Source organism: Amycolatopsis sp. 2-15, assembly GCF_030285625.1.
Taxonomy (GTDB): Bacteria; Actinomycetota; Actinomycetes; order Mycobacteriales; family Pseudonocardiaceae; genus Amycolatopsis; species Amycolatopsis carbonis.
This window is the reverse complement of the sequence record NZ_CP127294.1, coordinates 6,162,377-6,186,475: the sequence shown is the minus strand read 5'-3', so window position 1 is coordinate 6,186,475 and position 24,099 is coordinate 6,162,377. Positions and strand designations below refer to the sequence as shown.

General features: G+C 70.6%; 30 protein-coding genes and 1 pseudogene. 18 read left to right on the top strand and 13 right to left on the bottom strand.

Annotated features, from left to right (window positions below):
* Positions 1-14: 14 nt before the first annotated feature.
* The 8 genes and pseudogenes from QRX50_RS30620 (at position 15) to QRX50_RS30585 (ending at position 8,144) form a co-directional block, all read left to right on the top strand.
* Positions 15-1,063: pseudogene (locus QRX50_RS30620) on the top strand (FAD-binding oxidoreductase).
* A 54-nt stretch (positions 1,064-1,117) separates the two neighbouring features.
* Positions 1,118-2,221, top strand: a complete 1,104-nt coding sequence (locus QRX50_RS30615; RefSeq protein ID WP_285966585.1) for an aromatic/alkene monooxygenase hydroxylase subunit beta — start codon at positions 1,118-1,120, stop codon at positions 2,219-2,221.
* Positions 2,218-2,568: a propane 2-monooxygenase effector subunit MimD gene (gene mimD / locus QRX50_RS30610; RefSeq protein WP_220241241.1), complete on the top strand. Its 351-nt coding sequence runs from the start codon at positions 2,218-2,220 to the stop codon at positions 2,566-2,568. The genes QRX50_RS30615 and mimD overlap by 4 nt, the downstream gene beginning before the upstream one ends.
* Before the next feature lie 102 nt (positions 2,569-2,670).
* Entirely contained in the window at positions 2,671-3,714 is a 1,044-nt protein-coding gene (locus QRX50_RS30605) for an amidohydrolase family protein (protein WP_285966584.1), read from the top strand.
* Positions 3,711-4,280: an iron-sulfur cluster assembly protein gene (locus QRX50_RS30600; protein ID WP_285966583.1), complete on the top strand. Its 570-nt coding sequence runs from the start codon at positions 3,711-3,713 to the stop codon at positions 4,278-4,280. The genes QRX50_RS30605 and QRX50_RS30600 overlap by 4 nt, the downstream gene beginning before the upstream one ends.
* On the top strand, positions 4,277-5,302 hold the full coding sequence (locus QRX50_RS30595; RefSeq protein WP_285966582.1) for an NAD(P)-dependent alcohol dehydrogenase: 1,026 nt from the start codon (positions 4,277-4,279) through the stop codon (positions 5,300-5,302). The genes QRX50_RS30600 and QRX50_RS30595 overlap by 4 nt, the downstream gene beginning before the upstream one ends.
* 50 nt (positions 5,303-5,352) lie before the next feature.
* On the top strand, positions 5,353-7,002 hold the full coding sequence (gene groL / locus QRX50_RS30590; protein WP_285966581.1) for a chaperonin GroEL: 1,650 nt from the start codon (positions 5,353-5,355) through the stop codon (positions 7,000-7,002).
* 818 nt (positions 7,003-7,820) lie between these two features.
* Positions 7,821-8,144: a putative quinol monooxygenase gene (locus QRX50_RS30585; RefSeq protein WP_285966580.1), complete on the top strand. Its 324-nt coding sequence runs from the start codon at positions 7,821-7,823 to the stop codon at positions 8,142-8,144.
* A 130-nt stretch (positions 8,145-8,274) separates the two neighbouring features.
* Here the strand turns inward: QRX50_RS30585 and QRX50_RS30580 are convergent, their stop codons facing one another.
* The gene (locus tag QRX50_RS30580) at positions 8,275-8,607 is read right to left on the bottom strand and encodes a hypothetical protein (protein ID WP_285966579.1); all 333 of its coding nucleotides are present in this window, start codon (positions 8,605-8,607) and stop codon (positions 8,275-8,277) included.
* Between the two features lie 191 nt (positions 8,608-8,798).
* On the opposite strand from QRX50_RS30580, the gene QRX50_RS30575 reads away from it, so the two are divergent.
* Positions 8,799-8,948: a hypothetical protein gene (locus QRX50_RS30575; protein WP_285966578.1), complete on the top strand. Its 150-nt coding sequence runs from the start codon at positions 8,799-8,801 to the stop codon at positions 8,946-8,948.
* Positions 8,949-9,011: 63 nt separating this feature from the next.
* Positions 9,012-9,299: a putative quinol monooxygenase gene (locus QRX50_RS30570; RefSeq protein WP_285966577.1), complete on the top strand. Its 288-nt coding sequence runs from the start codon at positions 9,012-9,014 to the stop codon at positions 9,297-9,299.
* 14 nt (positions 9,300-9,313) lie between these two features.
* Here QRX50_RS30570 and QRX50_RS30565 read toward each other — a convergent pair whose 3' ends face one another.
* A complete protein-coding gene (locus QRX50_RS30565; protein WP_285966576.1) occupies positions 9,314-10,258 on the bottom strand; it encodes a LysR family transcriptional regulator in 945 nt (314 codons plus the stop codon).
* Positions 10,259-10,358: 100 nt separating this feature from the next.
* Here QRX50_RS30565 and QRX50_RS30560 point away from each other — a divergent pair, with 100 nt between their 5' ends.
* From QRX50_RS30560 to QRX50_RS30540, 5 genes are read left to right on the top strand one after another with little or no spacing between them, the layout of a single operon-like run.
* Entirely contained in the window at positions 10,359-10,604 is a 246-nt protein-coding gene (locus QRX50_RS30560; RefSeq protein ID WP_285966575.1) for a hypothetical protein, read from the top strand.
* 4 nt (positions 10,605-10,608) lie between these two features.
* On the top strand, positions 10,609-11,484 hold the full coding sequence (locus tag QRX50_RS30555; protein WP_285966574.1) for an AAA family ATPase: 876 nt from the start codon (positions 10,609-10,611) through the stop codon (positions 11,482-11,484).
* Positions 11,477-12,580, top strand: a complete 1,104-nt coding sequence (locus QRX50_RS30550) for a vWA domain-containing protein (RefSeq protein WP_285966573.1) — start codon at positions 11,477-11,479, stop codon at positions 12,578-12,580. Before QRX50_RS30555 ends, QRX50_RS30550 begins: the two co-directional genes overlap by 8 nt.
* A 12-nt stretch (positions 12,581-12,592) precedes the next feature.
* Positions 12,593-12,859: a hypothetical protein gene (locus QRX50_RS30545; RefSeq protein WP_285966572.1), complete on the top strand. Its 267-nt coding sequence runs from the start codon at positions 12,593-12,595 to the stop codon at positions 12,857-12,859.
* Positions 12,856-13,245 (top strand): hypothetical protein, encoded by a 390-nt coding sequence (locus tag QRX50_RS30540; protein ID WP_285966571.1) that lies wholly within the window; start codon positions 12,856-12,858, stop codon positions 13,243-13,245. Before QRX50_RS30545 ends, QRX50_RS30540 begins: the two co-directional genes overlap by 4 nt.
* Here QRX50_RS30540 and QRX50_RS30535 read toward each other — a convergent pair.
* The 11 genes from QRX50_RS30535 to QRX50_RS30485 are packed head-to-tail and all read right to left on the bottom strand — an operon-like array spanning position 13,242 to position 20,211.
* Positions 13,242-13,601, bottom strand: a complete 360-nt coding sequence (locus QRX50_RS30535; RefSeq protein ID WP_285966570.1) for a hypothetical protein — start codon at positions 13,599-13,601, stop codon at positions 13,242-13,244. The genes QRX50_RS30540 and QRX50_RS30535 overlap by 4 nt on opposite strands.
* Entirely contained in the window at positions 13,598-13,873 is a 276-nt protein-coding gene (locus QRX50_RS30530; protein ID WP_285966569.1) for a hypothetical protein, read from the bottom strand. The genes QRX50_RS30535 and QRX50_RS30530 overlap by 4 nt, the downstream gene beginning before the upstream one ends.
* Positions 13,874-13,878: 5 nt before the next feature.
* Positions 13,879-14,121, bottom strand: a complete 243-nt coding sequence (locus tag QRX50_RS30525) for a hypothetical protein (protein ID WP_285966568.1) — start codon at positions 14,119-14,121, stop codon at positions 13,879-13,881.
* Positions 14,122-14,140: 19 nt separating this feature from the next.
* Positions 14,141-14,368, bottom strand: a complete 228-nt coding sequence (locus QRX50_RS30520) for a hypothetical protein (RefSeq protein ID WP_285966567.1) — start codon at positions 14,366-14,368, stop codon at positions 14,141-14,143.
* A 13-nt stretch (positions 14,369-14,381) separates the two neighbouring features.
* Positions 14,382-14,636: a hypothetical protein gene (locus QRX50_RS30515; protein ID WP_285966566.1), complete on the bottom strand. Its 255-nt coding sequence runs from the start codon at positions 14,634-14,636 to the stop codon at positions 14,382-14,384.
* Between the two features lie 10 nt (positions 14,637-14,646).
* Positions 14,647-15,231: an SRPBCC family protein gene (locus tag QRX50_RS30510; protein WP_285966565.1), complete on the bottom strand. Its 585-nt coding sequence runs from the start codon at positions 15,229-15,231 to the stop codon at positions 14,647-14,649.
* Complete coding sequence (locus tag QRX50_RS30505; RefSeq protein ID WP_285966564.1) at positions 15,225-16,175, bottom strand: XdhC family protein; 951 nt, start codon at positions 16,173-16,175, stop codon at positions 15,225-15,227. Before QRX50_RS30505 ends, QRX50_RS30510 begins: the two co-directional genes overlap by 7 nt.
* Before the next feature lie 10 nt (positions 16,176-16,185).
* Positions 16,186-18,576 (bottom strand): aerobic carbon-monoxide dehydrogenase large subunit, encoded by a 2,391-nt coding sequence (locus tag QRX50_RS30500; RefSeq protein ID WP_285966563.1) that lies wholly within the window; start codon positions 18,574-18,576, stop codon positions 16,186-16,188.
* 10 nt (positions 18,577-18,586) lie between these two features.
* Complete coding sequence (locus tag QRX50_RS30495; RefSeq protein WP_285966562.1) at positions 18,587-19,105, bottom strand: (2Fe-2S)-binding protein; 519 nt, start codon at positions 19,103-19,105, stop codon at positions 18,587-18,589.
* Positions 19,102-19,965: an FAD binding domain-containing protein gene (locus QRX50_RS30490; RefSeq protein WP_285966561.1), complete on the bottom strand. Its 864-nt coding sequence runs from the start codon at positions 19,963-19,965 to the stop codon at positions 19,102-19,104. Before QRX50_RS30490 ends, QRX50_RS30495 begins: the two co-directional genes overlap by 4 nt.
* Before the next feature lie 9 nt (positions 19,966-19,974).
* Entirely contained in the window at positions 19,975-20,211 is a 237-nt protein-coding gene (locus QRX50_RS30485) for a hypothetical protein (RefSeq protein WP_285966560.1), read from the bottom strand.
* 187 nt (positions 20,212-20,398) lie between these two features.
* Between QRX50_RS30485 and QRX50_RS30480 the strand changes: the two genes are divergently transcribed.
* The 3 genes from QRX50_RS30480 to QRX50_RS30470 are packed head-to-tail and all read left to right on the top strand — an operon-like array spanning position 20,399 to position 24,086.
* Positions 20,399-21,265 (top strand): FAD binding domain-containing protein, encoded by an 867-nt coding sequence (locus QRX50_RS30480; protein WP_285966559.1) that lies wholly within the window; start codon positions 20,399-20,401, stop codon positions 21,263-21,265.
* Positions 21,266-21,270: 5 nt separating this feature from the next.
* A complete protein-coding gene (locus QRX50_RS30475) occupies positions 21,271-21,744 on the top strand; it encodes a (2Fe-2S)-binding protein (RefSeq protein WP_285966558.1) in 474 nt (157 codons plus the stop codon).
* A complete protein-coding gene (locus QRX50_RS30470) occupies positions 21,741-24,086 on the top strand; it encodes an aerobic carbon-monoxide dehydrogenase large subunit (RefSeq protein ID WP_285966557.1) in 2,346 nt (781 codons plus the stop codon). The genes QRX50_RS30475 and QRX50_RS30470 overlap by 4 nt, the downstream gene beginning before the upstream one ends.
* Positions 24,087-24,099 lie beyond the last annotated feature (13 nt).

Below are 24,099 nucleotides of genomic sequence, written 5' to 3'. Positions count from 1 at the left end.
CAGGAGCGGTGTCCATGGGCGACAAGCACAAGATCCGGTTCGAACCGGTCGGCATCGACATCGAGGCCGACGAGGACGAGACCATCCTCGATGCGGCCTTCCGGCAGGGCGTCATGCTCATGCACGGCTGCAAGGAGGGGCAGTGCTCGGCGTGCAAGTCCTTCTTGCTCGAGGGCGACCTGCAGATGGACCGGTACTCCACGTTCGCGTTGGCCGACTACGAAAGCGAGGAAGGGTTCGTCCTGCTCTGCCGAGGGCACGCGTACTCCGACCTCGAGATCGAGCTGACCAACTACGACGAGGACATGATCCGGTCCGGCCTGCCGGTCGTCACGGCGGGAACCACGGTGGAGTCCATCACCGAGCTGACCCACGACATCTCGCTCGTCCGCCTGAAGGTGGACGAGGACGCGGGCATCCGGTTCCACCCGGGGCAGTACGTGGACATCAAGATCCCGGGCACGGACGAGCACCGTTCGTTCTCCATGGCCAACGTCACGGTGGCCGGCGGGATCCTCGAGTTCATCATCAAGCGCTACCCCGGTGGCAAGTTCTCGGCACTGCTCGAAGGATCCCTGTCCGCCGGCGACCCGCTGGAGGTGACCGGGCCGTACGGCGCGTTCACGCTGCGGGTCAGTTCCGACCGGCGGCTGGTCTTCGTCGGCGGCGGGGCCGGGATGTCCCCATCCTGGCGCTGCTGCGGCAGATGGCGGAAAGCGGCAACGAGCGGGAAGTCGTGTACTACTACGGCGCCCGCACCGAGCGGGACCTCTTCCACCTCGAAGAGATGGAAGAGCTCGCCCGGCAGCTGCCGAAGTTCCAGTTCGTGCCGTGCCTGTCCGACACCGCTCCCGAAGGCTGGCCGGGTGACGGCGAAGGCGAAACCGGGCTCGTGACCCAAGTGCTCGAACGGCGGGAGGACAACATCGCCGAATGCGACGTGTACCTGTGCGGCCCGCCGCCGATGATCGACGCGGCCCTGCCACTGCTCGAAAGCCTGGGTGTGCCGTCAGATCAGGTCTTCTACGACAAGTTCACGATCACGGCCGCGGCGGAGGACTGACCCCGCGAGCCGATCCCACCCGAAGCAGGCCACCACACACAGAGAGGTGTGCTCATGGTCAGTACGGAAAAGCCCCAGCAGAGCTTCCCGAAGCCGGAGTTCACGGGCGCCGAAGCCGGGCTGCTGGACTTCCCGAGCTCGAAGAGCCGAAGCTACAACTACTTCAAGCCACGCAAGATGCGCGCGACGATGTACGAGGACGTGACCTTCGACGTCCAGCCCGACCCCGAGCGGCACCTCTCGCAGGGCTGGATCTACGGCTTCGCGGACGGCCCCGGCGGCTACCCGAAGGAGTGGACGGAGCTCAAGTCCGGCAACTGGCACCAGTTCCTCGACCCCAACGAGGAGTGGGAACAGACGATCTTCCGGAACAACTCCAACGTCGTCCGGCAGATCCAGCTCAACCTCGAGAACGCGAAGAAGGCCGGCGCCTACCAGAACTGGGCGCCGAGCTGGAGCAAGTTCGTGGAACGGCATCTGGGTGCGTGGATGCACGCCGAGCACGGGCTCGGTATGCACGTGTTCTGCTCAGAGCAGCGTTCGGCGCCGACGAACATGATCAACAACGCGATCGCCGTGAACACCGCGCACAAGCTGCGTTTCGCTCAGGACCTCGCCCTCTACAATCTGGACCTGGCCGAGTCGGGGATCGACTTCGACGGCGCGGTGCACCGTTCGGTGTGGCACGAGGACCCGGCGTGGCAGGGCGTGCGTGAGAACGTCGAGCGCCTCACGGCGATCGGCGACTGGGCCGAGTCGCTGTTCGCCGCCAACGTGGTGTTCGAGTCCCTGGTGGGTGAGCTCTTCCGCAGCCACCTGGTGATGCAGGTGGCCGCCCGCAACGGCGACTACGTCACGCCGACGGTGGTCGGCGCCGGCGAGCACGACTACGGGCGGGACCGCTCCTACACGCGGGCCCTGTTCAGCATGCTCACCAGCGACGCCGAGCACTCCGCGCACAACAAGCGGGTACTCACGTCGTGGCTCGAGAAGTGGGTGCCGGCGTCCGCTGCGGCCGCCCGCACGCTGCAGCCGATCTGGTCGCAGCCGCAGGAGAAGGCCGTGACCTTCGCCCAGTCCTGGGACCGCTCGTTGACCAGCCTGCGCAGCTTCCTGTCCGACATCTCGCTCGACGAACCGAAAGGGCTGCTTTCATGACCGCGAGCAGGCAGTTTAGCGTCGACCGCACCGCGTCGAACATGTGCGGCGTCACCCTGATGAACAACCAGAACGGCTACGTCGTGGCTGAGGTCATGCGCAGCAAGCCGGGCATCACGGTGGCGGAGTACCCGTCCATGATCCGCCTGGACGGCACGAACAAGATCGTCTTCAACTGGGACGAGATCTCCGAGGCGATCGGCTTCGACTTCGGCCAGACGGACTTCGAGGAGATCATGTCGACCCACTACGGGCGCATGGTCCACCTCGACGACGAGACGGTCCTGTTCGCCAACCCGGAGGACGCCGCGGAGTACATCGATTTCGATCTCGAACCGGTCGAGTAGCCCGCGCACGAGCACCGGTTCGCGCCGAGGGGGGCCGGGCCGGGACGGAGCACACCCGTCCCGGCTCCGGCCCCCGGGGCGCCCTTCCGCGAAAGGACTCCCATGTACCGCAAGGACGGCGAGAGTTACTTCATCGTCGACAGCCACGTGCACTTCTGGGACGGCTCGCCCGCCAACCAGGCCAACCGGTACGGCAAGGGCTTCATCGAGTGCTTCTACGACCACCACCGCACTCTCAGCCCCGCCGAGTGGCTGTGGTCGCTGGAAAAGTTCGGCAAGTACTCCGAGGAGACGCTGATCGACGACCTGTTCACGACGGGCTACGTGGACAAGGCCATCTTCCAGCCGACCTACCTCACCGAGTTCTACGTCAACGGGTTCAACACGACCGAGCAGGACGGGGCCGTCGCGGAGAACAACCCCGGGAAGTTCATCGTCAACGGCGCCTTCGACCCTCGCGACGGCGAGGCCGGGCTGGACAAGCTCGAAGCGCTGGCCGAGCGGTGGGACCTCAAGGGCGTGAAGCTGTACACGGCGGAGTGGAAGGGCGAGTCCAAGGGCTGGCAGCTGTCGGACCCGTGGTCCTACCGGTACCTGGAGAAGTGCGAGCAGCTGGGGATCCGCAACGTCCACGTCCACAAAGGACCGTCGATCGACCGGAGCGAGCGGGGCTCGGCCGATGTCGCCGATGTCGCCGACATCGACGACGCGGCCGGCGCGTTCCCGAACCTGAACTTCGTGGTCGAGCACGTGGGCCTGCCCCGGTTCGAGGACTTCTGCTGGATCGCCACGCGGGAACCCAACGTCTACGCCTGCCTCGCGGTGGCGATGCCGTTCATCCACACGCGACCGCGCTACTTCGCGCAGGTCGTGGGCGAGCTGCTGTACTGGCTCGGGGAGAACCGCATCACCTTCGCCAGCGACTACGCGATCTGGCAGCCGAAGTGGCTCGTCGAGTCCTTCGTGGACTTCGAGTTCCCCGAGGACATGCAGGGCGACTACGGCACGCTGACCACCGACGCGAAAAAGAAGATCCTCGGCCTCAACGCCGCGCAGCTCTACGACCTGGAAGTGCCCGCGGAGGTGACCGCCGGGATGGCCGGTGCCCGCGCGGCCTCGGCCACGGGCTCGAAGGTCCCGGCATGACCGCGGCGACGGCGGAGACGCTGACCAGCAGAGTGTGGCGCGCCCTGGCCGACGTCGTGGACCCCGAGTTCCACGAGCCGATCACGGACCTGGGGTTCGTCGCCGGCGTCCACGTGCGCCTGCACAACGACCGCGGGCACTCGGTTTCGGTGCGGCTGCGGCTGCCCGTGTACTTCTGCGCGCCCAACTTCGCGTACCTGATGGTGGCCGACGCGCACGACGCGGTGTTGCGGCTGCCGAGCGTCGACACGGTCGACATCGTGCTGGAGGGCCGTTGCGCCGGCGAGGAGGTCACCGCCGCCAGCTTCGGCGGCCCGGTGCCCGAACAGGTCGGCGGCGAGCTCGCCGAGCTCCCGCCGGGGTTCCGGCGCGAGGCGCACCTGGCCTGCATGGAGCGGGCCGTGCGCAAGCTGGTGGACGAGGGCTGGCAGGTCGACGCGCACCAGACCCGCGAGCGCGAGAGCCTGCTGCGGTTCGCCAAGGGCGTGCGGGTGTCCATCGAGGACAGCGCGAAGCCGCGATACTACCGGACCGGCGACGAGGTGCGAGAGGAGGTACCGTCGTGAAAGCAGTGCAGCTGCGCGGTTACGACCGCACCCCCGAGCTCGTCGAGGTACCCGACGCCCATGTGCGGGATCCGCTCGACGTGGTGGTCAGGATCGGCGGCGCCGGCGTGTGCCGCACGGATCTGCACATCATCGAGGGCCAGTGGGCGGAGAAGTCGGGCGTCACGCTGCCCTACACGCTCGGCCACGAGAACGCGGGCTGGGTCGCGGAGATCGGCGAGGGTGTCACGTCGGTGTCCGTGGGCGACCCGGTGATCCTGCACCCGCTCGCCACGTGCGGTCTGTGCAAGGCGTGCCGTGCGGGCGACGACGTCCACTGTGTACAGTCGGCGTTCCCGGGCATCGACCGCGACGGCGGCTACGCGGAATACCTGCGCACCAACGCGCGGGCTGTGGTAAAGCTGGACTCCTCGCTCGAACCGGCGGCCGTGGCGGCGCTGGCCGACGCGGGGCTCACCGCGTACCACGCCGCCCGCAAGGCGGTGGCCCACCTGCACCCGGGTAAGCGCGTGGTGTCGATCGGCGCGGGCGGGCTGGGCCACATCGGCATCCAGGTGCTGAAGGCGATCAGCCCCGCCGAGCTGATCGTGGTCGACCGGTCGGCCGACGCGCTGAAGCTCGCGGGCAAGCTCGGTGCCGACCACCTCGTGGTGGCCGACGGCTCGGAAGCCCAGGCGGTGCTCGAGCTCACCGGCGGCGAAGGCGCGGAAGCCGTCGTCGACTTCGTGGGCGAGGGCGGCGCGATCGAGGCCGGCGTGCGCATGCTGCGGCGCGCCGGGAACTACTACGTGGTCGGCTACGGCGGGACGCTGGCGGTGCCGACCATCGACATCATCTCCACCGAAATCAACTTCGTCGGCAACCTCGTCGGGTCCTATTCGGACCTCGCCGAGCTCATGGTGCTGGCGGCGCGAGGAAAAGTCGCGCTGCACACCAGCACGTACGCCCTGACCGACTTCGAGAAGGCGCTCGACGATCTGGACCGCGGCCTCGTCCGCGGTCGCGCGATCCTCGTGCCCTGACCGCCGGCAGGTTCAGCCGCGACCACGACCTCCGTACGGAAAGGACAGACATGGCCAAGGACTTGCGGTTCAACGTCGAAGCACGCCAGCTGCTGGAGTCGGGCGTGAACGCGCTCGCCGACGCGGTGAAGGTGACGCTCGGCCCCAAGGGACGCAACGCCGTGATCGAGAAGCTCACCGGAGCCCCGACGATCACGAACGACGGCGTCACCATCGCCAAGGAGATCCAGCTGCGCAACCCGTTCGCCAACATGGGCGCGCAGCTGGTGAAGGAGGTGGCGATGAAGACCAACGGCGTGGCAGGCGACGGCACGACCACCGCCACCGTGCTGGCGCAGGCGATCGTGCGCGAAGGCCTGCGTGCCGTCGACGAGGGTGCCAACCCGCAGCTGCTCAAGAGCGGCATCCAGAAGGCGGTGCAGCGCGTGGTCGAGGTGCTGCAGACCGGCGCCCGCGAGGTGACCGAGGCGGGCGACCTCGCGCACGTCGCGACGCTTTCGGCCAACAACGACCCGGAGATCGGCGACATCATCGCCGAGGCGATGGGCCGCGTCGGGCTCGGCGGTGTGGTCACCGTCGAAGAGTCGCCGGCGTTCGGGCTGCAGGTGAACTTCGTGGACGGCATGGAGTTCGACAACGGTTACATCTCGCCGTACATGGCCACCGACAAGGACCGCATGGAGACGGTGTTCGAGGACCCGTACATCCTGCTCACCAACGAGAAGATCTCGAAAGTGCAGACGCTGATGCCGGTCCTGGAGCAGGTGACCCGCACGCAGAAGCCGCTGGTGATCATCTCGGAGAACGTGGACGGCCCCGCACTGGGCATGCTCGTGGCGAACAACGTGCACAACACGTTCCGCTCGGTCGTGGTGCGAGCGCCGGGCTTCGGACACCGGCGACTCGCCGAGCTGTCGGACCTCGGCGTGTTCACCGGCGGCGAGGTCGTGACCGGCGACGCGGGGCAGAGCATCGACGCGGTGCGCCTCGAGCAGCTGGGCCGCTGCCGTCGCATCACCATCACCGAAGGCAGCACCACCATCGTCGGCGGTGCGGGCGCCGACACCGCGGTGTCGGCACGGATCGAGCAGATCAAGCGGGAGCTGGAGCGCGCCGAGAACGAGCACGACCAGGACAGCCTGCAGGCGCGGATCGCACGGCTCTCGGGCAGCGTCGCGGTGATCCACGTCGGGGCGGCCACCGAGGTCGAGCTGCGGGAGAAGCAGCACCGCGTCGAGGACTCGCTGTCGGCCACGCGCGCCGCCATCGAGGAGGGCATCGTCGCCGGCGGCGGCACGGCGCTGGTGCAGGCCCGCGCCGAGGTGGACAGCCTCGAGCTGACCGGCGACGCCGCCGTGGGCCGCGATATCGTCCGGCGCGCGCTGGTCGAGCCCCTGCGCTGGATCGCCATCAACGCCGGCTACGACGGCGACGAGGTCTTGGCCGCCGTTGGCTCGTCCGCTCCGGGGCACGGCTTCAACGCCCTCACCGGCGAGTACGGCGACATGTTCGACGCGGGTGTCATCGATCCCCTCAAGGTGACCCGCTCGGCGCTGCAAAGCGCGGCTTCCATCGCGGCTCTGCTGCTGACCACCGAGACGCTCGTGGTGGAGGAGATCATCCAGAACCCGGGCGCCATCATCGCTCCCGGCTTCGGCGACCTCGCCGAGGGCATGGTGCGGCCTTCCAACATCTACTGAGCTGCCGGCCGGGCGCTGCTTGCTCGACGGGACCGGGGCGCGGAACCGGTTTCGGTCCCGTCGAGCGAGCGGCATCTTGCCAGGGTGGCCGGCAAGTGGGCTGGTTGATCGGCTGGTTGATCGGCAAGGTGCCAGTTCTTTGGCAACAAGCCGCAGGCGGGTGGTTGGACGCCACGGCACGCCGGCGATCCGGTGGCAAGGTGCCAAAACCAGCGGCATCCCGCCACCTGGTCAGGCATCTGCCACAGGCCATGGCATCCCGCCACACCGACCGGCAACCGCCCACACCGCATCGCCAGTTGCCGGAATGACGTGGCAGCCAGCTACGCCAACGGCAAGACGCCACGGCAACGGAAAGACGCACGGCAAGAACCAGTCGCCACTGCCACGGCATCTGGCCAAGCCAACGGCAAATCGCCACGGCAGGGGCCAGGCGCCTTGGCAAATTGCCACAGGAACCGCAAGTAGCCGTGGCAACGGCAAGACGCCACGGCAAGAGCGAGACGCCGTGGCAAGCGACCGGCGGAACGGCAAGGTGCCACAGCCCGTGGCAAGCGGACAGCCGGACAAGTCGGCAACCAGGGCAATCTGCCTCCGCGATGGCAGGTTGCCAGAACCAATGGCAAGTGAGGCAGCCGTGGCAACGGCAGCCGGGGTGAAGCACACGGCCCCGGCGAACCCGGACTCGGTTCCCGGCGCGGGACGCCCGCCGGGGGCCGCGGCCGGTCGTGAGTACGGGTGGTCGCGGCGCCCGGCTCACGCCCGGTCACGAGGCAGCGTGGCCTCGTGCACCGTCTGTGCCCTGTTCGGAGGACCGCATGATCTTCATCGTCGTCAAGTTCACCGTCCGGCCCGAGCGGAGCGAGGACTGGCTCGGCCTGGTCGACGACTTCACCCTCGCCACCCGGCGCGAGCCCGGGAACCTGTTCTTCGAATGGTCGCGCAGCGTCGACGTGCCCCACCAGTTCGTGCTGGTCGAGGCCTTCGCCGACGCCGACGCCGGCCGCGCGCACGTGAAATCGCCGCACTTCGCGGACGCGATGGCGTGGATGTCCGGCGTCATCGCCCGCACCCCGGAGATCGTCAGCCTGGACGCCCCCGGCGCCGGCTGGAGCCCGATGGGCGAGCTCCGCATCGACTGACCGCTCCCACCACAAGGCCGGACGGGTCCGGACCCCCGCGAAGGGTCCGGACCCGTCCGGCCGCATCACCCGAGAAGTCGCCCGAGAAATCGCCCGGGACACCACCGGGGAAATTCACCCGGGCACGCCGTCAGCGCTTTCTGCCCCGCCGGTGCCGCGTCGCGCGGGTGAGGATCCAGGCCAGTGAGACGACCATCCCGCCCACCGCCAGGCCCCAGGCGGTGACGTCCACGGCGGGCACCCACCTGACCTCCGAGCCGCGGATGACGAACGCACCGATCGGGCGCGCGAAGAGCCCGAAACCGACGCCTTCCTTGTCCGGCGCCTCCTGCCCGCCGCCCCCGCCGCCGGTCACCATGGCGGCCGGGATGACAACGATGCCATCCTTCTCGACCGGGTCGCTGTAGACGCGTTGCGCCGTGTACAGCTCCGCCGTGGACGCGGTGATGTCCTTGAGTCCCATGTGGTCACTCCTTCGTCGAGTCGCTGCCGGTCACGATCCTCGTCGATTACAACGTCCGGGTGAAGTCCCTGGCCACCACGGCTCACGTTGTTAGCGTGGACGCCGCTGACTCGACGGACGGTGGGGACATGACAGCATCCGTACAGGAGCGGACCGGCACACCACGAAGAACGACCGAAGGAGTGAAACCGTTGTCCCGCAAGGAAGAACCAGGTTTGGCGCTGAGCATCGCGCTCACGACGGCGCTGGGTTTCGCCTGGGCGGCCGAGGTGGGCGTCGGCGTCGGGGTGAGCATCGGAAACCTCGTGACCGGCAACGCGCGCAAGCCGCTCCCCCGCTGAAAAACCCGAAGAGACCACGAAAATACCAGCATCACCACGAAAACCGCACCGAAGGAGCGGCAGATGCTGATCGTCGCCGGGTATCTCGTCGTCGACCCCGGCCGCCGCGACGCCTATCTCGCGGGCTGCATGAGTGTGGTCGAGCAGGCCCGTACCGCACCCGGCTGCCTCGGCTTCTCCCTCACCGCGGACCTGCTCGACGCCGGCCGCATCGACGTATTCGAGCGCTGGGAGTCGCGGGGGGCCGTCGAGGCGTTCCGCGGCAGCGGCCCGAGCGACGAGCAGAACGCCGAGATCCTCGCCGCCGAAGTGGCCGAGTACGACGTCACCGGTGTCCGCGAACTGACCTGACCTGACCGCAACGGCTAAGACCAGATCGTCACGTACACCGGCGGCCGGAAGCGCGACGGCGGCACCCCGCTGCCCGGCGCGCGCATCACGTGCATCGCCGCCGGCGTCGTCAGGAAGTGCCGCAACGAGTTCGCAGCACCAGTGCGGCGGTCGGTCGGCAGGGTGGTCACGTACCAGCACGTCGACATCGGCGTGTGGCGCGTCGGCACCACCGCCAGCTCGCGGCGCCGCAGCTGCGGCGCCACCAGGTGCTCCAGCGCCACCGACACGCCGCTCCCGCCGGCCGCCGCCGACCACGCGGCCGTCTGGTTCGGGAAGACCTGGATCGCGTCGTCGGGCACGCCGAGCCGGGCCAGCAGGCGACCGGTGTCGCTGCCCGGGTCGGCGCCCGCCGGGTCGAGCAGCCACGGCCAGTGGGCCGGGCTGCCCTGGTGGCGGCAGTGCGGCGAGCCGACCACCACGAGCGACGCGCGGAAGATCGGCGTGCAGTCGAGGTCTCCGCCGTCGCCGGTCACGTCGGGGCCCAGCGCCACGTCGGCCAGCCGGTTAGTGATGAGCACGGGCAGCTCGGCCGTGCGCGCGAGCCCGGACGAGGCGTCGATGGCGTTGCCCGATCTTCGCGTGAAGGCCTCCAGCAGCGGGTTGGCCACGAACTCCGCGATCTCGCTGGTCACCGCCAGCTGCAAGCGCGCCGCGACCCCGTTGGCCTGGCGCACCGCGGCGTCGGCCTCCGCGCCGAGCGCCACCATCTGCGACGCGATGGGCAGCAGCCGGCTGCCGCCCGCGGTGAGTGTCATGCCGCCGGAGCGTTTGATGACCAGTTTGTCGCCGTGGTGCTGGCGCAGCGCGGCCAACGCCTGGGACACCGCGGGCTCGCTCACGCCGAGCGCCTTCGCGGCGTCGGTGACCGACCCCAGCCTTGCCACCAGGACGAACGCGTTGAGCTGGCCCAGTGTCATGGTCAAATACTCTCGGTAACCCCGGATCCTGGAGAATACTCCTTAAGCAAAGGGTTAATCCAGCGCTGCGCGACCACGCCCGCGGTGTTGACTCGCCCCCATGGACGACGAAGCGCTGCAAGTCCTGCGCGAGGTCTGGCGCGCCCGTGGCCAGGACGCCGACGAGCTGGAGGCGGCCTGCGGGCCCCAGCGTTCGTGCAAGAACATGTCGGCCGTGGGGTTCGACGGGCTCGCCGAGAACGGTGGCCTGCACACGGCATGGCACGACCAGCTCGCCCGCGAGGGGAAGCTGAAGCCCGGCACGAGCACGGTGCGTGACCTCGTGCTCGGCGCGGGCGAGCAGTAGCGGGATGGCCGAGCCGGACACCGTCGCGGGGCTCACCGCCGCCCTGCGCGACGGCGCGTATCTCGCCGACCGTGGCCTCGCCACGGCGCTGCTGGTCGGGCTGCGGCTGCACCGGCCCGTGCTGCTCGAGGGCGAGGTCGGCGTCGGCAAGACCGAGGTCGCGAAGACGCTCGCCAGAGTGCTCGGCCGCCGCCTCATCCGGCTGCAGTGCTACGAGGGCATCGACACCGCCCAGGCCCTCTACGAATGGGACTACGCCCGCCAGCTGCTGCGCATCCGCGCACTGCAGGACCACCAGGCCGAGTCCGGCGAGGTGGTGGAGCAGCTGTTCGGGCCCGAGTTCCTCGTCGAACGGCCGCTGCTGGCCGCCGTCCGCGCGGGTGCCGGCGCCGTGCTGCTCGTGGACGAGATCGACCGCGCCGACGACGAGTTCGAAGCCTTCCTGCTCGAGCTGCTGTCCGACTTCCAGGTCACCGTGCCCGAGATCGGCACCATCGTCGCGCCCAGCCCGCCGCTGGTGGTACTCACCTCCAACCGCACCCGCGAGCTGCACGACGCGCTCAAGCGCCGCTGCCTCTACCACTGGCTCGGCTACCCGGGCGCGGACCGTGAGCTGGAGATCGTGCTCGTGCGCGAGCCCGGCGTCGAGGAGGCCTTGGCGCGCCAGGTCGTGGCCGCCGTGCGCCGGCTGCGGGAGCTCGACCTCGCCAAGCCGCCCGGGGTCGCCGAGACCATCGACTGGGCCCGCATGCTGCGCTTCCTCGGTGAGGACAGACTCGACGAACGCTCCGCCGGCGACACGCTCGGCGCCGTCGTGAAGGACCGCGACGACCTCGACGTGGTGCGTGCGCACCTCGCGGAACTCGCGTCCGGTGGCTGAGTTCGCCCGGGTGCTGGTGGGCTTCGCGCGAGCGCTGCGCGAAGCCGGCCTTCCCGTGGGCACCGGCGACGCGCTCGGCTGCTGCCGCGCGATGACCGTCCTCGACACCACCGACCTCGCCGACCTTTACTGGGGCGGCCGCGCCACGCTGCTGAAGCGCCACGAAGACCTCCCCCGCTACGACGAGACGTTCCGTCGCTACTTCCTCGGCGCCGGTGAACCGCCGACCGCGCTGCTCACGATCCTCGCCGAGTCGGGCGTCGACGCCACGCTGGCGCTGCCCGAACCCGAACGCACCGGCGACGAGCAGGAGACCGACACGCTGCTCGGGCTCACCGCGTCCGATGTGGACAGTCTGAAACGGAAGTCCTTCGGCACCTGCACGCCCGAGGAGCTCGCCGCGATCCGCCGCATCATGGCCCGGCTTCGGCTCACCCCGCCGAGACGCCGCACGCGCCGCACGCGGCCCGCGCGCAAGGGCCGCGAACCGGACCTGCGCCGCACGGTCCGCGACTCGCTGCGGACGTTCGGCGAACCCCGTGCGCTGCGCTACCGCGAACGCCGCGTGCGGCTGCGGCCGCTGATCCTCGTCCTCGACGTCTCCGGCTCGATGGCCGGCTACTCCCGCACGCTCCTGCAGTTCGCCTACTCCGCGCGCCGCGCCGCCGCGAAGGTCGAGGTGTTCTGCTTCGGCACCCGCCTCACGCGGATCACCGACCAGCTGAGCACCCGCGACGCCGACGAAGCCCTGGCGCGAGCGGCCGAAGCCGTGGTCGACTGGGAGGGCGGCACCCGCATCGGCGCCGCGCTCGACGAGTTCGTGCGCACCTTCGGCCGGCGCGGCCGGTGCCGCGGCGGAGTGGTCGTGATCTGCTCCGACGGGTTCGACCGCGGTGACCCGGACGTGCTGGCCAAGGCGGTGGAGCGGCTGTCTCGGCTGTGCCACCTGCTGGTGTGGACGAACCCGCACGGCGGCGCCCTCGGCCCAGCGCCGCTCGGGATGAGGATCGCCGCGCCGTACGTGGACCTGCTGGTGGCGGGCCACGACCTGCGCAGCCTGGAGGAGCTCGCGGCAGCGTTGCCGCGAGCTCGGTGAGGAGCACCGGCGATGCGGTGGAGCGTGGGGATCGAAGCGGACGGCGAACGCGTCTTCACGCGCGAGGAGATCGTGCGACTGGCCGACGCGGTGGCGGCCTCGGGCGGGATCGCGAGCGGGATCGGCACCACGAGCTACGGCGCGCGCCTGCTCGTCGAGGCACCCGACCGCGAGAAGGCCATCACGCTCGCCACGGCGGAGTTCCGCCGGGCGGCGAAGGCGGCCGGGCTGCCGTCGTTGCCGGTCGGGCGGGTCGAGGCCGTGGGCGAGGACGAGTGATCCGCCTCGGCCCCGCTTCGGGGTACCCGTTCGAGGGCCCTCGCCTGCTCGGCGGGTGGGCGCCGCCCGCCGTCGCCGCGGTGTACGCCGTGCTCTACCGCCCCGAGCCGGAAGGGCGGCCCGATCGCTACGCGGTGATCTATGTCGACCACGCCGGCGACCTGTCCCGGGCGAACCTGCCCTTCCGCCACCCGCGCGCGCAGTGCTGGATCGCCCGCGCGGGCTCGCGGTGGAAGGTGCACATCTGCACCTACGAGGTCCCGGGCGGCCTGCCCGCGCACCGCGAGCAGATCGTCCGCGAGCTCACCGCCGTCTACCGCCCGCGCTGCAACGAAGCCCAGTTCGAGCACACCTGGCACGAGAACTGGATCGGCCACGAACGTTAGCGCGGGCCGAAGCCCACCGCGTCGTGCAGCCGCGAGCGCCGCGTGCCCGATGCCGGGCGCGCGGGCGGGCGCTCCTCCGTCGGCGGTGAATAGGTCGCGCCCACCACGATCTGCTCCGCCATCCCGTACAGCAGCGGCAACGCGCCGGCCACGACCCCGCCCGTGCGGTTGATGTGCGAGACGCCCGGCACGATCGCCTCCGCGTGGGTGTTGATGCGCCGCACGGTGTCCGCGCAGTCCTCGAGATTCGTCGCGACGCGCGCGAGCAGGCCGCCGACCCAGAACAGGTACACCGCGAGGCCGGCGATGAGCAGGGCGATGTCGACGACGGTCAGCACGACCAGGGTGGTGGTCACGACTTCACCTTTCCGAGCACCCGTCCGAGGAACAGGTGGTGCTGCAGGCCTTCGGCGAGCACGGCGTCGACTCGCGTGGCCGTGACGGGGACAAGCGCGGTATCCGCCGTGTTCGCCTCGGTGCCGTGCAACGTGTCACGGATGCCCGCGACCCGGCGGTCGATCACCTTCACGTAGCGGATGAGCAGGCTCAGCAACGCCACGACCACGAGGATCACCACGATCCCGGCGGCGATGGCGATCCACCACAACGTCTCGTCCTGTGTGGACATCCGGATCAGCCTCCCAGCCGTTCACGGCCGCGTCGCAGGCCGGCGACGATGACCTCGGCGTGGTCGATGGTGGTGCGCAGCTCGGCCAGCGGCGCGGTGTTGCGTTCGGCGGCCTTGAGCTCGTCGTGGATGAGTGGCGCGGCCTCGCCGATGGAGCGCGCGAGCACCAGGATCGGCACCACGAGCGCCACCACGACCAGCACGACAGCGGCCCCGATCGAAAACCCGATGATCCAGCCCGTGGTCACGGTTCGCCTCCTTCGGCGTTCACACCGACTCGCAGAAGTCGCGCACCGGCTTGAGATTCGCGTTCACCGAGCCCAGCGCGGCGGGCACGGGTGCGGTCTCCTGCGCGATCACGCGCACGCCGCCCAGCACGCTGCCGAGCGTGCGGCGGACGTGGCGCAGGTGCAGGATCACGCGGAGCAGGCCGACGGCGGCGAACAGGATGATCAGCGCACTGACGGCCAGGGTGGCCCAGGCGGCGGCAGGCATGGCGGACCTCCTTTCAGCCCAGCAGTTTCGCGACGCTGCCGGCGTACCGGGTCGCGCCGACGGCCACTTCGCCGATGGTGCGGTCGGTGCGCGCGAGCGCCTCCGGGACGGGTTCGAGCTGCCCCGCGAGGCGCACGCCGCCCACGAGGATGTCGTCGGCCGCGGCGCGGATCCGCTCGACGGCGGCCAGCACGCGGTTGAGCAGGGCGACGACCACGGGCAGCACCACGAACAGCAGCACGGCGTTGCCGATCCACCACAGGACCACGGTTGCCTCCTCAGGCCGGGGTGCTCGGATAGGACGCGAAGAACCGGCGGAACACGCGTTTCAGCGCCATGAGCGTCGCCTGCAGGCCGATGGTGAAGCCACGGGCCGGGGCCGCCGCGTGACGCGCCGCCGCCGTCTCCCCGCGTTCGGCGCGCGCGATGGCGGCCTGCAGGTTGGTGGCGAACTCGCGCATCAGCACCGAGGAGACGTCGGCGATCATGCCGCGCCCGTACTGCGCGGCGGCGCCGGAGACCTGCAGGTCCTGGTCGACGTCGACGCGCGTACCCGAAGCGGCGCGGGCCAGCTTCGCCGTGACGATCATGGCCGCCTGGCCCCGGCCGCGCTCGTCGGCGCCGCTCGCGTCGACCACGATCCGCCGGGCCTCGTCGTCGCGTTCGGTGATGGCGGCGACGCCGTCGAAGCGCAGCGACACCGGTCCCATCCGGATGCTCACGCGGCCGCGGTAGCGCTCGTCGCCGAGGTCCTCGGTCAGCTCGGCGCCGGGCAGGCACGTCGCCACGACCGGGACGTCGGCGAAGAACCGCCAGACCTTGTCCACGGGCTGCGCGACCTCGAACTGGTTGCGGATCAGCATCGGCTCTCCTTCTTGGCGTACGCGCCGGGGTCGCGCAGGAACGCCACGCGGCAGCTGGCGCAGCAGAAGCTGTACTCGCGGCCCTCGAACGCCACCGGGTCGTCGACCGCCACGGTCATGCCGCACACGGGGTCGACAGTCGTCGCCGAGTCCGGCTCGGCAGCGCAGGCCGGCCCGGGCGGCACTCCGCGGGCCGCCCGGATCCGCACGAGCTCGGCCAGGATCGCCACGGCGATCTCCCGGTGCGACACGCTGCCGAGGTCCAGCCCGGCCGGCACCTGCACGCGGTCCAGCTCGTCGGCCGCCACCCCGCGGTCGGCGAGGTAACCGAGCACGCTCGCCCCGCGGCGGCGTGAACCGACGAGCCCGACGTACGCCGGTCGTGCGGCCAGCGCCCGTTCCACCGACTCCTCGTCGTGGTGGCCCTGCGTCGCCACGACCACGAAGGACCTCTCGATCACCACGTCCAGCTCGGTGTGTCCGACGAGCTGCGCGTGCCAGCCGAGCGAACCCGCCAGCTCCACCAGTGTGTGGGCCATCGGCGAGCGTCCGACCACCACCAGGTGCGGTACGGGCCGCACCGGCTCGATGTACACCTCCAGGGCACCCTCGCTCTGGCACGAGATCGGCACCACCGTCATGCCCTCGGGCACCGCCGCGCCGAACTGCTCCGGCGAACCGAGCAGCAGCAACCGCGGGGTGCCTTCGACGAGCGCCTGCTGGGCCTCACGGATCACCGTCGGCTCGGCACACGCGCCGCCGATCCACCCGCGCAGCTCGCCCTCGGCCGTGATGATCGCGCGGCAGCCCTGCTTGCCCGACGACGGACCCTGGCGCCACACCACGGTCGCGAGCGCGAACGCCTCACCGCGGCGGGCCAGCTCGCCGGCGTGGGCTAGGAAGTCCCAGCCGTCAGGTGAGTGCATCGTGGACAGTTCAGGCATCTCAGGCACCTCAGTCGTCCGTCCGCACCGGCGGCGCGCCGGACACGTCGTGGTGCTGTGTGAGGGCTTCCCATACGCGGTCGGGCAGCAGCGGCATGTCGATGTTGCGCACGCCGGTGTCGTCGAGCGCGTCCATCACCGCGTTCACGAACGCCGCCGGCCCGCCGACCGCGGCGCACTCCCCCACGCCCTTGGCGCCGATCGGGTGGTGCGGCGACGGCGTGACGACCTCGCTGTGCAGCTCGAAGCCCGGCGTCTCCCACGCGGTGGGCAGCAGGTAGTCCATGTAGTTGGAGCCGACGCAGTTGCCCTCGGCGTCGAAGGTGATGAACTGCATGTTCGCCATCGCGTAGGCCTCGGTGAGCCCGCCCATGATCTGACCCTCGACGATCATCGGGTTGATGCGCACGCCGCAGTCGTCCACGGCCACCGTGTTGAGCACGTCCCACACACCGGTTTCGGGATCGACCTCGACGGTGACGATGTAGACCGCGAAGGGCCAGGTCAGGTTCGGCGGGTCGTAGTAGGCGTGGTTCTCCAGACCGGGCTCCATGCCGTCGGGCATGTTGCCGTACGCCGCCATCGCGCACTCCTGGATCGTCACGCCGTGCTCGGGCACCCCGCGCACGGAGAACCGGCCGAGCTCCCACTCCAGGTCCTCTTCGGACACTTCGAGCAGGTGTGCCGCGAGCTTGCGCGCCTTGGCGCGGATCTTGCGCGACACCATGGAGATCGCCGCGCCCGCGACCGGTGTGCTGCGCGAGGCGTAGGTGCCCATGCCGAACGGCGCGGTGTCGGTGTCGCCCTCCTCGACCGTGACGTCGTCGGCCGGGATGCCCAGCTCGTGGCTCACGATCTGGGCCCACGTCGTCTCGTGGCCCTGCCCCTGGCTCTTCGCCCCGACCCGCAGCAGCGCCTTGCCGGTCATGTGCACGCGCAGCTCGGCCGAGTCGAACATCTTGATGCCGAGGATGTCGTACTCGCGGCTGTTGCCGGCGCCCAGCGGTTCGGTCATCGTGGAGATCCCGATGCCCAGGCGCCGCCCGCGTCGGCGCGCTTCTTCCTTCTGCCGCAGGAAGTCCTCGTAACCCACGGCTTTCAGCCCCACGTCGAGACACGCCTCGGGCTGGCCGGAGTCCACGAGGAACCCGAACGGCGTGCGGTACGGGAACGCGTCGGCGCGCACGAAGTTGCGCCGCCGGAACTCCGCCGGGTCCAGCCCCAGGTCCTTCGCGGCCTGGTGGACCATGCGCTCCTGGAAGAACATCGCCTCGGTGACGCGGAACGAGCAGCGGTAGGCGACGCCGCCGGGCGCCTTGTTGGTGTAGGTGCCGCGCGCGGTGAGGTGCGCGGCGGGGACGTTGTAGCAGGCGAACGTCGAGTGCAGCAGCCCGATCTTGAACTTGCTGGGCTGCGCGTCGGCGAAGAACGCGCCGTGGTCGGCCTCGGCGTGCATGCGGACGCCGAGGATCTTGCCGTCGGCACGCAGCGCCAGCTCGCCGTCGAGGTACATGTCGCGCGCGAACCCGGTGGAGATCAGGTTGCCGGTCTTGTCCTCGATCCACTTCACGGGCCGTTCCAGCAGGATGGAGCACAGGATCGAGCACACGTAGCCGGGGTACACGGGCACCTTGTTGCCGAAACCGCCGCCGATGTCCGGCGAGATGATGCGGATCAGGTGCTCGGGCAGTTCGGCCACCATCGCCACGGCGGCGCGGATGATGTGCGGCGCCTGCGTGGTCATGTACACGGTGAGCTTCCCCGTCGCGCGGTCGAAGTCCGCAACGGAGCCGCAGCACTCGATCGGCGAGGGGTGCGAACGCGGGTAGTGCAGCCGCAGTTTCGAGACCACGGCGGCGTGCTCGAACGCCGCGTCGGTGCCGGCCTGGTCGCCGACTTCCCAGCGGTAGACCACGTTGTCGGCCTGGCCCGCCTTGTCGTCGCGGATCAGCGGCGCACCCTCGGCCACGGCCTGCTCGGGGTTCACGATCACCGGCAGCGGTTCGTACTCGACGTCGATGGCCTCGCACGCGTCCTTGGCGATGTAGGGGTCGTCGGCGACGACGCACGCGACTTCCTGGCCCTGGAAGCGCACCTTGTCGGTGGCGAGCACGGCCTGGGTGTCGTAGGAGAGGGTGGGCATCCACGCGAGGTTGCGGGTGGCGGCCATCTCGCCGGTGAGCACGAGCCGCACCCCCGGGATCTCCCACGCCCGGCTGGTGTCGATCGACTTGATCCGCGCGTGCGCGAGCGGGCTGCGCAGGATCTCCATGTGCAGCATGCCCGGCAGCACGATGTCGTCGGTGTAGTTCCCGCGCCCGCGGATGAACCGGTTGTCCTCCACGCGCTTGCGGCTGACGCCGAGCCCGCCGATCTTGTTCTCGTCCAACGCCTGCGACACGTCGAACCTCCTATTCGGACCGTAGCTTGGCGGCGGCCCACAGCACCGACTTCACGATGTTCTGGTAACCCGTGCAGCGGCACAGGTTCCCCGACAGCGCCCAGCGGACGTCCTCTTCGGACGGATCCGGGTTCTCGTCGAGCAGGGCCTTGGCCGAGAGCATCATCCCCGGCGTGCAGAAGCCGCACTGCAGGCCGTGTTCCTCGCGGTAGCCCTCCTGCAGCGGGTGCAGCTCGCTCGCCGTGGCGAGCCCCTCGACGGTGGTGACCTCGTGCCCGTCGGCCTGCACCGCGAGCATCGTGCACGACTTCACCGCGCGACCGTCGACGAGCACGGTGCACGCGCCGCAGTTGGTCGTGTCGCAGCCCAGGTGCGTGCCGGTGAGGCGCAGGCCCTGGCGCAGCAGGTGCGCGAGCAGCAACCGCGGTTCGCACTCCACCACGCGGCGCTCGCCGTTGACCGTGATGGTGATCCGGCGGATCGGGACGTCGCCGGTGGCTTCCTCGTGGATCTCGTGGACGGTCGTCATGCCGCTTCCTCCCCGGTGCGGCCCAGCGCGCGCACCACGAACGTGCGCACCAGGTGCCGCTTGAACTCGGCCGTGCCGCGGTGGTCGGTCTTCGGGCGCGCCGCCGCGGCGGCCAGGTCCGCGGCCTCCGCCACGCGGTCGGGCGTCAGGGCACCGCCCACGAGCGCGTGCTCGGCGTCAGTGGCTTCGATCGTCGAGCCGCCGACGCCGGTGAGGGCGATACCGGCGCGGGTGACCATGTCCGCCTGCGTCTCCACCGCCACCGCGACCCCGACGGTGGCGAAGTCGCCGACGCGGCGTTCCAGCTTGAGGTAACCGCCCGCGGGCGTGCCGCGGGGCGCGGGAATGACGGCCTCCACGGCGATCTCGTCGGGCGCCAGCGCGTTCTGGAACGGGCCGAGCACGAAGTCGCGCGCGGCGATCGTTCGCCGGCCCGCGGGTCCTTCCGCGACGATCGCCCCGTCGAGCGCCAGCACCACCGAAGCCCAGTCGCCCTGGGGATCGGCGTGGCACAACGAACCGACGAGCGTGCCGCGGTTGCGCACGATGGGGTCGGCGATCAGCGGAGCCGCCGCGGCCATCGTCGGCTGCACGGCCTTGAGCAGCTGCGAGCGTTCGAGGTCGGCGTGCCGGCACAGCGCGCCGACGTGGAGGTTGCCCTCGGCGTCGAGCTCGTGGTGGGCCAGGCCGGGAACGTTGTTGATGTCGACGACGAGCCCGGGCGCGGCGAAGCGGAGTTTCATCAGCGGGACCAGGCTCTGTCCGCCGGCGAGGACCTTGGCCTCGTCGCCGGTGCGCAGCAGGTCGAGCGCCTCGGCCAGGGAACGGGGTGCTTCGTAGCGGAACCGGGACGGGTACACGCCGGCCCCTCAGGCTTTCTCGGGAGGTTCGGCCACGGCCGTGGGCAGTGTGTCCTCTTCGGGGTCCTGGCGCGGCCGTTGGTGCGGTGGCCAGGGCCCGGCGACCGGACGGCCCGCCACCTTCAGGAAGTCCACGAGGTCGGGCCACGCCCACACGGTCGGGCTCGGGCCCTGCTTCGGTGCGTCCTCGACGAGCTCGAACAGCCGGGGGTTGCCGCGGCTGTGCCCGTCGGACTCGATCCGCATGACGCGCACCTGCTTCCGCCGTTGGTCAGCTGTCGTGATGCTCCACCCGGACCAGGGGCGCGACAATGCGCGATTAACCGTTTCCTTAACCCCGCCCCGAACTGGGCGGAACCGGTCTCCATACGGATTAGGCCATCGGTTAATTCGCTGTTGCGGAGGACTGGCGCGGCGGGGACGATCGACCGTCATGCAGGTGCCGGCGCAGTTCGAGTACGAGCGGGCCACGAGCGTCGAGCACGCGCTGGCGCTGCTGGCCAAGTACGGCCCGGAAAGCCGCGTGATCGCGGGCGGGCACAGCCTGATCCCGATGATGAAGCTGCGCCTGGCCCGGCCCGAAGCGCTGGTGGACGTCAACGAACTCACCGAACTGTCCGGGATCGAGGTCTCCGGCGGCGAGCTGCGCATCGGCGCACTCGTGCGGCACGCGGAGCTGCTCGCCTCCGCCGAGGCCGGCGCGTTGTTCCCGATCCTGGCCGATGCCGAGAGGGTGATCGCCGACCCGATCGTGCGCAACCGCGGCACGATCGGGGGTTCCCTGTGCCAGGCGGATCCGTCGGAGGACCTGTCGGCCGCGTTCACCGCGGTGCGGGCGAACGCCGTGATCCGCGGTGAGGAGGGCACGCGAACCGTGCCCGTGCGCGAGTTTTTCACCGGGCCCTACAGCACGGTCGTCGGTCCGGCCGAGCTGCTCGTGGAGCTGCGGCTGCCGATCCGCGAGGGCAGCGGGAGCGCGTACGCGAAGGTCGGCCGACGGGCGGGCGACTGGGCGGTGGCGGCCGCCGGGGCGGAGCTCGCGCTCGAAGGCGCCGACGTCGCCGAAGCCGGCATCGGGCTCACCGCGGTCGGCGCGCCGCGGTTCGTGGCGGCCGAGGCCGAGGACTTCCTGCGCGGTGGCGCCGCTTCGGCGGAACGCTTCGAGAAGGCCGGGTTCATCGCGGCCGGGCACTGCGCCCCCGCCGCCGACCAGCGCGGACCGGTGGACTACAAGCGCCACCTCGTCGCCACGCTCACCACCCGGGCGCTGCACCGGGCGGCGGAACGGGCCGGAGGCTGACGGGCGTGGACATCACGGTGACGGTCAACGGCGAACCCCACCGCCGCACGGTCGAGCCGCGCCTGCTGCTCGTGCACCTCCTGCGCGACGACCTCGGGCTCACCGGCACGCACTGGGGCTGTGACACCTCCAACTGCGGCACCTGCGTCGTGTGGCTCGACGACCTCCCGGTGAAGTCGTGCACGGTGCTGGCCGTGATGGCCGACGGCAAGCAGGTGCGCACCGTCGAGGACCTCGGCCACGGTGCGGAGCTCGACCCCGTGCAGCAGGGTTTCGTGGCGTGCCACGGGATCCAGTGCGGGTTCTGCACCCCGGGCATGCTGATGACGGCGCGCTGGCTGCTCGACCACGACCCGGATCCGAGCGAGGACGTGATCCGCGAAGCGATCTCCGGGCAGCTGTGCCGCTGCACCGGTTACGAGAACATCGTCCGTTCGATCCGGTGGGCGGCCGTGCACCCGGACGGGGAGCCCTCATGACCTACGGTTCGTTGCCCCGCAAGGAAGACGCGCGCTTCGTGCGCGGGCGCGGCACGTTCGTCGACGACCTCGTGCTGCCCGGGATGCTGCACGGCGCGATCCTGCGCAGCCCGCACGCCCACGCGCGCCTGGTGTCGGTGGACACCAGCGCGGCCGAGGCGCACCCCAAGGTTCGCGCCGTGCTCACCGGGAAGGATCTGGCCGAGCGCGGGATGGCGTGGATGCCGACGCTCTCGCACGACGTGCATGCCGTGCTCGCCACCGACAAGGTCCGCTTCCAGGGCCAGGAGATCGCGTTCGTCGTCGCCGAAGATCGTTACGCGGCAAGGGATGCGCTGGAGCTGATCGACGTCGAGTACGAGCCGCTGCCGGTGGTCGTCGACGCGCCGGCCGCGCTCGCCGCCGGTGCCGCCGTGATCCGCGACGACCTCGGCAAGGCCGACAACCACGTGTTCGACTGGTCCTCCGGCGACGAAGCGGCCACCGAAGCCGCGTTCGCGAAGGCCGATGTGGTGGCCCGGCAGGACATGCTCTACCCCCGCGTGCACCCGGCGCCGCTGGAAACGTGCGGTGCCGTCGCCGACATCGACGCGATCACCGGCAAGCTCACGGTGTGGGCCACCGCGCAGGCGCCGCACGCGCACCGGATCCTGTACTCGCGGATCACGGGCCTGCCGGAGCACCGGATCCGCATCGTCGCCCCCGACATCGGCGGCGGCTTCGGCAACAAGGTCGGGATGTACCCCGGTTACCTGTGCGCGGTGGTGGGCTCCATGGTCACCGGGCGGCCGGTGAAGTGGACCGAGGACCGCTCGGAAAACCTGATGAGCACGTCGTTCGCCCGCGACTACCACATGAGCGGCGAGATCGCGGCCACGAGCGACGGCCGGTTGCTGGGGCTGCGCGTGCGCGTGCTCGCCGACCACGGCGCGTTCAACGGCACCGCGCAGCCGGCGAAGTTCCCCGCCGGGTTCTTCCACGTGTTCACCGGCTCCTACGACCTGCCGGCCGCGTTCTGCTCGGTCACCGGCGTGTACACCAACAAGGCGCCCGGCGGCGTCGCGTACGCGTGCTCGTTCCGGATCACCGAAGCCGTGTACGTGGTCGAGCGGATGATGGACGTGCTCGCGCGCGAGCTGGGCCTGGATCCGGCCGAGCTGCGCATGCGCAACCTGCTGCGGCCCGAGCAGTTCCCGTACACCTGCGCCACCGGCTGGCAGTACGACTCGGGCGACTACCCGCGCGCGCTGACGCTGCTGAAGGAGATCGCCGGCTACGACGGGCTGCGCCGGGAACAGGCCGGGAAACGCGCTCGTGGCGAGCTGATGGGCCTCGGCCTGAGCTTCTTCACCGAGGCCGTGGGCGCCGGGCCGCGCGAGCACATGGACATCCTCGGCTTCGGCATGGCCGACGGCGCCGAGCTGCGCGTGCACCCGTCCGGCTCGGCCGTGTTGCGGCTCTCGTGCATGTCGCAGGGCCAGGGCCACGAGACGACGTTCGCGCAGCTCGTGTCGGCCGAGCTCGGCATCCCGCCCGACGAGGTCGAGGTCGTGCAGGGCGACACCGACCGCACGCCGTTCGGTCTCGGCACCTACGGCTCCCGCTCGACACCGGTGTCGGGCGCGGCCGCCGTCACGGTGGCGCGGAAGGTGCGCGAACGCGCGCGGCAGGTCGCGTCGGCGATGCTCGAGGTGAGCCCCGACGACCTCGAGTGGGAACGCGGACGCTGGTTCGTGCGCGGTGTCCCCGGGCGCGGGCACACGATCCGCGAGATCGCGCTGGCCGCGCACTCCGACCTGGCGCTGCCCGAAGGTGTGGAAGGGCAGCTCGACGCGAGCACCGTGTACAGCCCGCCGAACCTGACGTACCCCTTCGGCGCGTACCTGTGCGTGGTCGACGTCGACGCGGACACCGGCCAGGTGCGCGTGCGCCGCTTCATCGCCGTGGACGACTGCGGCGTGCGGATCAACCCGATGATCGTCGCGGGCCAGGTGCACCGGGGTCTCGCCGACGGCATCGGCATGGCGCTGATGGAGCTCATGGCCTTCGACACCGACGGCAACCACCTGGGCGGCTCCTTCATGGACTACCTGCTGCCCACTGCGCTGGAGTGCCCGTCCTGGGAGCTCGGCGAGACCGTGACGCCCTCACCGCACCACCCCATCGGCGCGAAGGGCATCGGCGAGTCCGCCACCGTCGGCTCGCCGGCGGCCGTGGTCAACGCGGTGGTCGACGCCCTGGCGCCGTTCGGCGTGCGCCACGCCGACATGCCGCTGACCCCGGCCGCGGTCTGGCGGGCCATGCGCGGCACGCCGCTGCGGGCCGACCTGGCGATCTCCTGAGCGGGATGAACCG

Excerpts from the sequence above, each read along its gene's own strand:
- mimD (WP_220241241.1), top strand. The coding sequence starts at position 2,218 with ATGACCGCGAGCAGGCAGTTTAGCGTCGACCGCACCGCGTCGAACATG.
- QRX50_RS30560 (WP_285966575.1), top strand. The coding sequence starts at position 10,359 with ATGGACGACGAAGCGCTGCAAGTCCTGCGCGAGGTCTGGCGCGCCCGT.
- QRX50_RS30510 (WP_285966565.1), bottom strand. The coding sequence starts at position 15,231 with ATGCTGATCCGCAACCAGTTCGAGGTCGCGCAGCCCGTGGACAAGGTC.
- QRX50_RS30555 (WP_285966574.1), top strand. The coding sequence starts at position 10,609 with ATGGCCGAGCCGGACACCGTCGCGGGGCTCACCGCCGCCCTGCGCGAC.
- QRX50_RS30495 (WP_285966562.1), bottom strand. The coding sequence starts at position 19,105 with ATGACGACCGTCCACGAGATCCACGAGGAAGCCACCGGCGACGTCCCG.
- QRX50_RS30480 (WP_285966559.1), top strand. The coding sequence starts at position 20,399 with ATGCAGGTGCCGGCGCAGTTCGAGTACGAGCGGGCCACGAGCGTCGAG.
- QRX50_RS30600 (WP_285966583.1), top strand. The coding sequence starts at position 3,711 with ATGACCGCGGCGACGGCGGAGACGCTGACCAGCAGAGTGTGGCGCGCC.
- QRX50_RS30505 (WP_285966564.1), bottom strand. The coding sequence starts at position 16,175 with ATGCCTGAACTGTCCACGATGCACTCACCTGACGGCTGGGACTTCCTA.
- QRX50_RS30570 (WP_285966577.1), top strand. The coding sequence starts at position 9,012 with ATGCTGATCGTCGCCGGGTATCTCGTCGTCGACCCCGGCCGCCGCGAC.
- QRX50_RS30580 (WP_285966579.1), bottom strand. The coding sequence starts at position 8,607 with ATGGGACTCAAGGACATCACCGCGTCCACGGCGGAGCTGTACACGGCG.
- QRX50_RS30585 (WP_285966580.1), top strand. The coding sequence starts at position 7,821 with ATGATCTTCATCGTCGTCAAGTTCACCGTCCGGCCCGAGCGGAGCGAG.
- QRX50_RS30520 (WP_285966567.1), bottom strand. The coding sequence starts at position 14,368 with ATGCCTGCCGCCGCCTGGGCCACCCTGGCCGTCAGTGCGCTGATCATC.
- QRX50_RS30485 (WP_285966560.1), bottom strand. The coding sequence starts at position 20,211 with ATGCGGATCGAGTCCGACGGGCACAGCCGCGGCAACCCCCGGCTGTTC.
- QRX50_RS30545 (WP_285966572.1), top strand. The coding sequence starts at position 12,593 with ATGCGGTGGAGCGTGGGGATCGAAGCGGACGGCGAACGCGTCTTCACG.
- groL (WP_285966581.1), top strand. The coding sequence starts at position 5,353 with ATGGCCAAGGACTTGCGGTTCAACGTCGAAGCACGCCAGCTGCTGGAG.
- QRX50_RS30605 (WP_285966584.1), top strand. The coding sequence starts at position 2,671 with ATGTACCGCAAGGACGGCGAGAGTTACTTCATCGTCGACAGCCACGTG.
- QRX50_RS30530 (WP_285966569.1), bottom strand. The coding sequence starts at position 13,873 with ATGTCCACACAGGACGAGACGTTGTGGTGGATCGCCATCGCCGCCGGG.
- QRX50_RS30565 (WP_285966576.1), bottom strand. The coding sequence starts at position 10,258 with ATGACACTGGGCCAGCTCAACGCGTTCGTCCTGGTGGCAAGGCTGGGG.
- QRX50_RS30615 (WP_285966585.1), top strand. The coding sequence starts at position 1,118 with ATGGTCAGTACGGAAAAGCCCCAGCAGAGCTTCCCGAAGCCGGAGTTC.
- QRX50_RS30470 (WP_285966557.1), top strand. The coding sequence starts at position 21,741 with ATGACCTACGGTTCGTTGCCCCGCAAGGAAGACGCGCGCTTCGTGCGC.